General features: G+C 59.9%; 11 protein-coding genes and 1 tRNA gene. 7 read left to right on the top strand and 5 right to left on the bottom strand.

Annotated features, from left to right (window positions below; genetic code table 11):
• The 3 genes from VMP31_RS16115 to VMP31_RS16125 all read left to right on the top strand — a co-directional run.
• A partial coding sequence (locus tag VMP31_RS16115; protein ID WP_325508716.1) for an acetyl-CoA C-acyltransferase occupies nucleotides 1–643 on the top strand: 643 nt, incomplete at its 5' end.
• 16 nt (nucleotides 644–659) lie between these two features.
• Nucleotides 660–2,804, top strand: a complete 2,145-nt coding sequence (locus tag VMP31_RS16120; protein ID WP_325508717.1) for a 3-hydroxyacyl-CoA dehydrogenase NAD-binding domain-containing protein — start codon at nucleotides 660–662, stop codon at nucleotides 2,802–2,804.
• A 192-nt stretch (nucleotides 2,805–2,996) separates the two neighbouring features.
• Nucleotides 2,997–3,470 (top strand): hypothetical protein, encoded by a 474-nt coding sequence (locus VMP31_RS16125; RefSeq protein WP_325508718.1) that lies wholly within the window; start codon nucleotides 2,997–2,999, stop codon nucleotides 3,468–3,470.
• Between the two features lie 46 nt (nucleotides 3,471–3,516).
• Here the strand turns inward: VMP31_RS16125 and ptrC are convergent, their stop codons facing one another.
• Together ptrC and VMP31_RS16135 are read right to left on the bottom strand one after the other, a co-directional pair.
• Nucleotides 3,517–3,711 (bottom strand): type III secretion system co-regulatory protein PtrC, encoded by a 195-nt coding sequence (ptrC, locus tag VMP31_RS16130; RefSeq protein ID WP_325508719.1) that lies wholly within the window; start codon nucleotides 3,709–3,711, stop codon nucleotides 3,517–3,519.
• 26 nt (nucleotides 3,712–3,737) lie between these two features.
• Nucleotides 3,738–3,872, bottom strand: a complete 135-nt coding sequence (locus VMP31_RS16135; protein ID WP_325508720.1) for a hypothetical protein — start codon at nucleotides 3,870–3,872, stop codon at nucleotides 3,738–3,740.
• Nucleotides 3,873–4,093: 221 nt separating this feature from the next.
• Here VMP31_RS16135 and VMP31_RS16140 point away from each other — a divergent pair, with 221 nt between their 5' ends.
• Nucleotides 4,094–4,822: an amidotransferase gene (locus VMP31_RS16140; protein ID WP_325508721.1), complete on the top strand. Its 729-nt coding sequence runs from the start codon at nucleotides 4,094–4,096 to the stop codon at nucleotides 4,820–4,822.
• A 338-nt stretch (nucleotides 4,823–5,160) separates the two neighbouring features.
• Here VMP31_RS16140 and VMP31_RS16145 read toward each other — a convergent pair whose 3' ends face one another.
• From VMP31_RS16145 to VMP31_RS16155, 3 genes are all read right to left on the bottom strand, one after another.
• Entirely contained in the window at nucleotides 5,161–6,132 is a 972-nt protein-coding gene (locus tag VMP31_RS16145; protein WP_325508722.1) for a magnesium and cobalt transport protein CorA, read from the bottom strand.
• A gap of 144 nt (nucleotides 6,133–6,276) precedes the next feature.
• The gene (locus VMP31_RS16150) at nucleotides 6,277–7,002 is read right to left on the bottom strand and encodes a 1-acylglycerol-3-phosphate O-acyltransferase (protein WP_325508723.1); all 726 of its coding nucleotides are present in this window, start codon (nucleotides 7,000–7,002) and stop codon (nucleotides 6,277–6,279) included.
• Nucleotides 7,003–7,205: 203 nt separating this feature from the next.
• Nucleotides 7,206–7,895 carry a crotonase/enoyl-CoA hydratase family protein gene (locus tag VMP31_RS16155; protein WP_325508724.1) on the bottom strand — a complete coding sequence of 230 codons (690 nt, stop codon included), beginning with the start codon at nucleotides 7,893–7,895 and terminating at the stop codon, nucleotides 7,206–7,208.
• A 348-nt stretch (nucleotides 7,896–8,243) separates the two neighbouring features.
• Between VMP31_RS16155 and VMP31_RS16160 the strand changes: the two genes are divergently transcribed.
• The 3 genes from VMP31_RS16160 (at nucleotide 8,244) to VMP31_RS16170 (ending at nucleotide 9,500) form a co-directional block, all read left to right on the top strand.
• Nucleotides 8,244–8,480: a hypothetical protein gene (locus VMP31_RS16160; RefSeq protein ID WP_325508725.1), complete on the top strand. Its 237-nt coding sequence runs from the start codon at nucleotides 8,244–8,246 to the stop codon at nucleotides 8,478–8,480.
• Nucleotides 8,481–8,564: 84 nt separating this feature from the next.
• Nucleotides 8,565–8,654: transfer RNA gene (locus VMP31_RS16165), tRNA-Ser, on the top strand.
• 633 nt (nucleotides 8,655–9,287) lie between these two features.
• A complete protein-coding gene (locus VMP31_RS16170; protein WP_325508726.1) occupies nucleotides 9,288–9,500 on the top strand; it encodes a hypothetical protein in 213 nt (70 codons plus the stop codon).
• Nucleotides 9,501–9,648 lie beyond the last annotated feature (148 nt).

Genomic DNA, 9,648 nt, shown 5'->3' on the forward strand with positions numbered 1-9,648 from the left:
GTCGCTGATCCCGGTGGCTGACCAGAACGGCATCGTGCTGCTCGATCACGACGAATTTATCCGTGGCGAGTCCACCCTCGAAGGCCTGGGCAAGCTCAAGCCGAGTTTCGAGATGATGGGCCAGATGGGCTTCGACAGCACCGCGCTGCGGGTTTACAGCCATGTCGAGCAGATCAACCACGTACACACGCCAGGCAACAGCTCCGGCATCGTCGATGGCTCCGCCTTGATGCTGATCGGTTCCGAGGCCAAGGGTAAGGAGCTGGGTTTGAAGCCGCGTGCGCGCATCGTCGCCACCGCCGTGACCAGTACCGATCCGACCATCATGCTCACCGGCCCTGCGCCGGCCACGCGCAAGGCGCTGGCCAAGGCTGGGTTGAACGTCAATGACATCGACCTGTTCGAGGTCAACGAGGCGTTCGCTTCGGTGGTGATGAAGTTTATGAAGGACATGGGCGTTTCGGAGGACAAGGTCAACGTCAACGGCGGCTCCATCGCCATGGGCCACCCGCTGGGTGCGACCGGTTGCGCCATCCTCGGCACCCTGATCGACGAGCTGGAGAAGCGCCAACTGCGCTACGGCCTGGCCACATTGTGCGTAGGTGGTGGCATGGGTATCGCCACCATCATTGAACGAGTTTGAGGCGGAGATAAGAAAAATGACTGACGCCATCCGTTACGAAAAAGGCCAGGACAATATCGTCGTTCTGACCATGGACATGCCCGGCCAGAGCGCCAACACCATGAACGCGGTGTACCGCGAGGCCATGGGCAAGATCGTCGACCGCCTGGAAGCCGAGAAGGACGCCATCGCCGGGGTCGTTATTACTTCGGCGAAGAAGACCTTCTTTGCCGGCGGCGACCTCAATGAGCTGATCAAGGTCACCAAGGCCGATGCACCGGCCTTCTACCAGATGATCCTCAATATCAAGGGCCAACTGCGCCGCCTGGAATGCCTGGGCAAGCCGGTGGTTGCGGCGATCAATGGCGCGGCCCTGGGCGGCGGCTGGGAAATTGCCCTGGCCTGCCATCACCGTATCGCCCTGGACAGTTCCAGCGTGCAACTGGGCCTGCCGGAAGTAACCCTCGGCCTGCTGCCAGGCGGCGGCGGGGTGGTGCGTATGGTGCGTTTGCTCGGTCTGGAAAAGGCCCTGCCGTATCTGGCCGAAGGCAAGAAGGTCCGTCCGGATGCCGCGCTCAAGGCTGGCTTGATCCACGAACTGGCCTCCGACAAGGATGACCTGCTGGCCAAGGCCCGCGCCTGGATCGCCGCCAACCCGGCACCCAAGCAGCCGTGGGATGTCGCCGGCTACAAGATTCCAGGCGGTACGCCGTCGAGTCCGAATGTGGCGCAGATGCTGGCTATCGCCCCGAGCGTATTGCGCGACAAGACCAAGGGCTGCTTCCCTGCACCGGAGAAGATCATGTGCGCCGCCGTCGAGGGTGCCCAGGTCGACTTCGACACCGCGCAGATTATCGAGGCGCGCTACTTTACCGAACTGACCACCGGGCAAGTGGCGAAGAACATGATTGGTACCTTCTGGTTCCAGCTCAATGAAATCAACGCTGGCGGCTCTCGCCCGCAAGGCTTCGAGCCCTACGTGACCAAGAAGGTTGGCGTGCTGGGTGCCGGCATGATGGGCGCGGGCATTGCCTATGTGTCGGCGGTGGCCGGCATCGAGGTGGTGCTCAAGGACATCTCCATCGAGGCCGCCGAGAAGGGTAAGGATTACTCGGCCAAGCTGCTGGAGAAGAAGGTTGGCCGTGGCCAGATGAGCGCTGACAAGCGCGATGGCATCCTGGCGCGGATCAAACCCACCGTCAGCGATGCCGACTTTGCCGGCTGCGACCTGATTATCGAAGCGGTATTCGAGGATCGCGACCTTAAGGCTAACGTTACCGCGGCTGCCGAGCGTGCGGCGCTGGCGGATGCGGTGATCGCCTCCAACACCTCGACCCTGCCGATCACCGGCCTGGCCAACGCGGTGCAGAAGCAGGACAAGTTTATCGGCCTGCATTTCTTCAGCCCGGTGGACAAGATGCCGCTGGTGGAAATCATCAAGGGCGAGCACACCAGCGACGAAACCCTGGCGCGTGGCTTCGACTACGTCATGCAGATCAAGAAGACCCCGATTGTGGTCAACGACAGCCGCGGTTTCTTCACCTCGCGGGTGTTTGGCACCTTCACCAACGAAGGTCTGGCCATGCTGGGCGAAGGTGTGAGCGCGGCGATGATCGAGAACGAAGCGCGTAAGGCCGGCATGCCGGTTGGCCCGCTGGCGATCAGCGATGAAGTGTCGATGAGCCTGATGAATCATATTCGTCAGCAGACCATTAAGGATCTGGCGGCCGAGGGTAAATCCATCCCCGAGCACCCGGCGTTTGCCGTGATCGACATGATGCTGGGCGAGTACAAACGTCCGGGCAAAGCGGCGGGTGCGGGCTTCTACGATTACCCGGCGGGTGGCAAGAAGCACCTGTGGCCGGAGCTGAAAGCGCGTTTCGAGAAGCGCGATGCGCAGATCTCGCAGATCGATGTACGTGATCGCATCCTGTTTATCCAGGCCATCGAAACCGTGCGCTGTGTGGAAGAGGGTGTGCTCAAGTCGGTTGCCGACGCCAATATCGGCTCGATCATGGGCATCGGCTTTGCCGCCTGGACCGGCGGCGCGCTGCAGTTTATCAACCAGTACGGCGTGCAGGATTTCGTTGCCCGCGCCCAGTACCTGGCTGAGCAGTACGGCGAGCGCTTCCTGCCGCCTGCGTTGTTGCTGGAGAAAGCAGCGAAGAACCAGGCGTTCTAACAGTCAGCCGCGTACCCCGTGCCGTTCGCTTTCCCAGGCGAACGGCATTTTTGTTTCAGCGCGCAGATAACTGGCTGGCGGCGGCTTGCTCTTCAACCGCCCAGTCTTGTGGTCCAATAGCGGTTTTTGTCTATGGCCCATGGCCATTATTGGCCTGCTTGTTTAGGCTGCGTGTTTTTCAGGGAGGTGGACATGTTACGCGCAGCTATTTTGTTGTTGGCGGCACTGGCCGGTATGGCCCAGGCGGCCGAGGATCGGGTGTATCTAGTGGCGACGGCCAATCTGGGCGGATCCAACCTGGCCCAGAGCGTGTTTCTCCACGAGCCCGATATCACCACCCTGGCCGATTGCGAGGCGGCGCGGCTGCAGGGCATACGCGAGCGGGACTGGGTGCGCTACCACCACATCTTTATGCGCGATCGCATGCAGGGTTTTACCGTGCAGCGCCAGTATCGCTGCGTGGTCAGCGCTCAGCTGATCGATGCCTGGTATGACAAGGACCGCTACGACCACGCCTACCTGATAACGGTCGATACCGAGGCGCGTTTGCGCCTGCGTAAAACCAGCAACCTGGCTGCCTGCACGGGGCAGTTGGAGAGCCTGAGCGGCAGCGCGCGCGAGCAGGCGCAATGCACTAAGTCCAACCAGCGCCTGCTAAGCGAATAGTGATAGCCGCCTGACAGCCTGAAAGCGCCTCTGGGACGGCCAGGGGTCAGGTCCTGCAAGTGCTCAGCAGTTGGCTGATGGCCTGGCGCTCGCTCAGGCCCGTGGGCATCTTCAGGGTGGTCAACTTGCCATCGACCGACTGGATAGCCAGCTCGGACTCGAAGTGGATGCCATTGCGGTCGACAGTGGCGTAGGTCACGCCATAGACGTTCTGGTGGCTTAGCGCGTGGGTGATGCTCATGGCGTCCTCCTGGTTGCGGGGCGCAGTTATCTGGCGGGGTTCTGGTCAGCCTTGAGTTGTGCGGCTTGCACTTTCTCGGCTTGGCGCTGGCTGCTCGCGCTCTGGTTGCTGTTGAAGGCCGATGCGGCAAGCAGGCTGGCGATGGCGGAGAAACTGGTCATGGTTATGTCCTCTGGTAAGTGGGGCGCAGTGCCCGATGGCCAGATCATCTGCGCGTGCCGCTATCGACAGAAGTGAATGGTGCTTATGGTGACTATCGAGAGCGCTGATGGGCCTCGAGTAATTGGTCGGGTTTAGCCCGCAGCTATTGCCTTGCAGCCTGTCAGCAGGCACGCTTGCGCGCTGGTAAAACAACCCTCCTGCGCCCTAGGTAACCGCCCATATGCCGCTGCAGATCTGCATCCTGGAAACCGATGTTCTTCGCCCTGAATTGGTCGACCAATACGACAGTTATGGCCGTATGTTCGAGCAGTTGTTCGCCCGCCAGCCGATTGCTGCCGAGTTCAAGGTGTACAACGTGATGGAGGGGCATTACCCGCCGGACAGCGAGCGCTACGACGCCTATCTGGTGACGGGCAGCAAGGCGGATTCCTTTGGTCCTGACGCCTGGATCCAGACCCTGAAAACCTACCTGCTGGAGCGCTACAACCGTGGCGACAAGCTGCTGGGTGTGTGTTTCGGTCATCAGCTGCTGGCGCTGCTGCTGGGCGGCAAGGCCGAGCGCGCGGTGCAGGGCTGGGGCGTGGGTATCCATCAGTACCGCATGGCGAACAAACCGACCTGGATGAGCCCCGATCTGGAAGACCTGACCCTGCTGATCAGCCACCAGGACCAGGTCACCCAACTGCCGGCAAACGCCACCCTGCTGGCCAGCAGCGAGTTCTGTCCGATTGCCTCCTACTGCATCGGCGACCAGGTGCTGTGCTTCCAGGGCCACCCCGAGTTCGTGCATGACTACTCGCGCGCGCTGCTCGACCTACGCCAACAGCATATCGGCGAGCCGGCGTACTCCAAGGGCGTCGACAGCCTGCAGCACGACCACCAGGGCCACACCGTGGCCGAGTGGATGATGCGCTTCGTCGCCCATGGCCGTGCCGGCCTGGCCGAGTAACTCGCGGTTGGACGAAAAAGCCCGGTCAGTGTGACCGGGCTTTTTTATGACGATGTCCCCGTTACCCGCAGCAAGCAGATTTCGTTCGGGTGGGTTAGTTAGACCGTAGGATGGGTGGTAACCCATCAATTGGCTGATGGGTTACCACCTAGGCGGCCCCACCCACCCTACGGCCCTGAACGCAAAAAATGCCGCTTCCCCCGGTAAGGGAGAAGCGGCATTTTTCTTATGTGAACAGCAATGCGGTCAATGACCGGCCTTTTTTATGGCGTGCCATCCATGGCCGCCGCCCTGCGGGCCGCCGCTACGCGACGTTAAAAATCGCTCCAGACGGTTTTTTATAACCAGCCGGAACGCTTGAAGCTGAAGTAGAGCCCGACGCAGCCGGTGGTGATCAAACCGAGCACGCCGAAGTAGCCGTATTGCCAGGCAAGCTCTGGCATGTTCTGAAAATTCATCCCGTAGATTCCTGCCACCGCCGTGGGGAAGGCCAGGATCGCCGCCCAGGCGGCGAATTTGCGCTGGGTGACGCTTTGCCGTGAGGACTCCAGCAGCAGGCCGATCTCGATGGCGTGGTCGGCCATTTCGCGCAGGCCGGTCAGGTCTTCCAGCAGGCGGTTGACGTGGATCGCCACGTCGCGGAAGTAGGGGCGCATGTTCTTGTCGATAAACGGGAATTCTAGGCGCTGCAGCTCCTTGCAGATTTCCGCCAGCGGCCCGATATAGCGGCGCAACCGCAGCAGGTCGCGGCGCAGGCCCTGGATGCGTTCAACATCGGCCTGGCTCAGTGGGTTTTTCAGCACATGCTGTTCCACTTCCTCAAGCTCGGTGTGGTAGCTGTCCATCAGCGGGCGGTAGTTCTCGATCACGAAGCTGAGCAGGGCGTAGAGCACGAAATCTTCGCCATGCTCCAGCAGCAGCGGACGCGCCTCGCAGCGTTGGCGCACCTGGGAGTAGGGCGCGGATTCGCCGTAGCGGGCGCTGATGATGTAACCGTTGCCGGCAAACAGCTGGGTTTCAACAAAGGTCAGTTCGTCGTCGACCAGGATGGGCGAGTAGAGCACCAGAAACAGCGCATCGCCGAAGGTTTCCAGCTTGGGCCGGGTGTGCCGCTGCAGGGCGTCTTCCAGGGCCAGTTCATGCAGGTCGAATTGCTGCTGCAGGTTGGTCAGCTCTTCGCTGGCGGGTTCATGCAGGCCAATCCAGACAAAGTGACCAGGCTTTTTCGCCCACTGCTTGCCTTCATCAAGGCTGATATCGCTGACCTTCTGGCCCTTGCTGTAAACGGCGGCGGCAACAACGCGACCCATAGTGTTTCCTTATTGACGGTGACCTCAGCACGCAGCTTAGCGGCTTGCTCGCTGTCGGTGTGATGGAGCCGCGGCTATGCGGGTTGCATCAGGCAATAAAAAGCCCAGCACGCGGGCTGGGCTTTGCAGGCGTTTCTGGCTGCGTCAGGCGCTCTGGCTGAGTTGCCGATCCATGGCTTCGATGCACTGCTGCATCTGTGCGTGGCAGCTTTCCATCAGCTGCGGCAAGTCATCCGGGCCCAGGCCGGTGGTGGCGATGGGCGGCAGGGCGCGGATCATGATCGCGCCGCTGTTCCAGCGGTTGAGCTGCATATGCTTGACGTAGGTGCTGGCGCACACCGGGATGATCGGCACACCGGCGGCAATCGCCATCTGGAACGCGCCTTTCTTGAACGGCAGCAGGCCATCGCCGAGGTTACGCGTGCCTTCGGGGAACACCCAGATCGAGGTGTCCTTGTGCTTGAGCGTCTCGGTAGTGGTGAGCATGGCTTGTCTGGCGCGCAGGGCATTGCCGCGGTCGAGCAGCACGTTGCCGGCCAGCCAGTAGAGCTGGCCGAAGAAGGGCACCCACTTCAGGCTTTTCTTGCCGATGCTGACGGTGCGCCTGGGCACCACGGCACCCAGCACATAGAGGTCGTAGTTGGACTGGTGGTTGGCCACTATCACGCAAGGCTCGCGTTGCTTGAGTAGCGAGCCGACCTCGGCTTGCAGGCGCAGACGCAGCAGCCACAGCGCCGGCAGGCTGTACAGGCGTGCGCAGATCCGGCTGTTATCGGGGTTGAACGGCCGGCAGATGCCCAGCAGCAGACCGAGGATGCCGGCGAGGATAAAGTGCACGGCCATCGCCAGCATGCGCAGAAGGAAAAGCATTTAGTACGTCCGTCATAAGAAAAAGGCGCGCAGTGTACGGGCGTGCACTGCTTTCGGCAATTGCTGCAAACAGACTGCTTTCTGTGGCCATCGGCGCTTATCGTGCGGGGGGCAGGGCGGGCAGAATGGCCGGTTCAGCCACCTTCCTGCGCACAATAAAAAGCCCGGCGCTCAAGGCCGGGCTGTGCATGGCCGGTGCGGGGTCAGCTCATCGGCTGTTTATCCAGCTCGACGGCCAGGTCGAGGGCTTCGAGCAGGGCTTTGCGCACTTTCAGCTTGGTGTTCTTGTGCGCAGTCATATTGATCTTCTTCATCTGCTGGGCGACGGCCAGGGCGGTTGCCTGCAGCTGTTCGGCCGGCACTACCTTGTCGAGGAAGCCGGCATCCACCGCACCCTGCGGATCGAACATCTCGCCATTGATCACCGAGCGGTGGAAGGCCGACTTGCGCAGACGGTCGCGGGCCAGTTCGATACCGGCGTGGTGCATGGTCATGCCGATCTGCACTTCGTTGAGACCGATGCTGAAGGCACCCTCGACGCCGATGCGGTAGTCAGACGACAGCAGGATAAAGGCCCCCTTGGCCACCGCATGGCCAGGGCAGGCGACGATGATCGGGAAGGGGTGGGCGAGCATGCGGCGCGCCAGGGTCGAACCGGCGGCCACCAGGTTGATCGCGTTCTGCGGGCCCGAGGTCATCACCTTAAGGTCATAGCCGCCGGAGAGAATGCCCGGCTGGCCGGTAATGATAACGATGGCCCTGTCCTGTTCGGCGCGATCCAGGGCCGCATTAAAAGCGGTGACCACATCCGGGGAAATGGCATTTACCTTGCCGTTGCACAGGGTCAGGGTGGCAATGCCATCTTCGAGTTGGTAGCTGATCAGGTCGCTCATGGTCGGGTTCCTTGGACTGAAGTGGAGCAGACGTTACCCATCCGCACAGGCCAGGTAAAGCGCCATGGCTGACTGGTGAGTCAGCGCCGCTGGTGGTTCGCGCCGCCGGGAGCGGGGTGCGCTGCCTATCGCGTCGATCAATAGCAGGCCGTTGAAAAACGTAGGCGAGGCGGCCGAGACAAGGCAAAAACAGGCGAGGAAGCGGAGTTTACTGCTGTAAATGAGCATTCCGAGCCTGTTTTTAACGCCGTATCGGTAACGCAGGTAGTTTTTCAACAGCCTGATAGAGGCAATTGGCTGCTGGCGCGCGGCTGGCTCATGGTCCGCATCCGACCGTGGAGAAGCCCAATGCCCAGATCAACCCCCGTACAACATAGATGGCGCGCCGTGCTGGCCATGGCCTTGTTGCTGGGCCTGCTGCTGCTCACCATCCACAGCAGCAGCCAGACCCCGCTGGGCACCCTGGGCGTGTTTGCCTTTAGCCTGTTTATTTCCCTGGGTTTTCTACTGTTCGGCCGCCAGACATTTCCGCGGGCCGAGCAGGACCAGCCGTCCGATCCCGAGCAGCGGGCTATAAGCACATGAAAATTCTGAAAAAAACTTTTGCCTTTGGCGGGCTGTTCGGCTAGATTAGCGCGCCTCGACAGACAGCAATGAATGTCGATACCCGGTGAAGTGTCCGAGTGGCTTAAGGAGCACGCCTGGAAAGTGTGTATACGAGAAATCGTATCGAGAGTTCGAATCTCTCCTTCACCGCCATATAGATTCAGTTAAGGCCCTGATAACTAATAAGTTGTCGGGGCCTTTTGCTTTCTGGCGTTTGGTGGTGTCGATCAAGGGTCGAAAACCTGCATCGGTTGTAGGGCGACCAGAGCCGTAGAGTCTTCACTGCTTGCTCATCCTGCTGCCCCGATAGACCGGCCGCTGCTGAATGTTGATGCGGCGAGAGTCAAAGCTGCGTTAAACGAGTCCGCTGGCAACATGGAGCAGGGCTTTCGAGAGGCCGATCTACAATCAAAACAGATGTAGGCCGAGATGCAGCAGTGAATGGCTGCAGGCTCGCGGTTAAGGCAACAGCGTGAAGCCCAAGCAAGCCGGCAATCAGAATTCTCGGGGCGCAACAGGAAAAGCGCCGAAGAAGAAAAATGCTTGTGGATGAGTTTGAGAATAAAGTCTGTATTGTCGTGGGTATCAGGGAATAGGTCACGGTTTTGACATAACGAATAAAATTAATCGTGGTTTGTCCCCGGTTGCTCACCATCCCAGCGCATGAGGTGAGCGATTTAAGCGACTTGTTAGCCGACCAGCAGAGCCCATACTTCACTTTGTAAAAGTCCCTGACATTCCAGCTATCACTATGGCAGCTGTTATTAACGGAGCTATGATAAGCACTTGGCCAACACGATTACCTGTGCTGGATTTCAGGGTATAGCCTCAGCGGTTTGTAGTGACCTAGAACGAAAATATATTCCCGAACATATGACGGTGCCGACAAAAAATAATCCTAAGGCGGAAACCTGCGACATTACAGTGGCGAGTACGCTGAGCGTTACAGCAAAGAAAATAGAAATTATTTTTATCACTGAATTCCGCCCATGGCTTTAATTGGCACCTAACGTAGCTGTAGAAAAACCCCAAGAACACTCAACCCTTCAACCCCCGCGGCACTTTTTTGAAGAAGCCGGGCAGGTATCGGGACATGGTTGTTCTGGGGATAGTGAAGTTGCTCTGGCCATCCTATAGCGCATATTGA

Origin of the sequence: Pseudomonas sp. (genome assembly GCF_035512415.1) — a bacterium.
In the GTDB taxonomy this organism is placed as follows: Bacteria; Pseudomonadota; Gammaproteobacteria; order Pseudomonadales; family Pseudomonadaceae; genus Aquipseudomonas.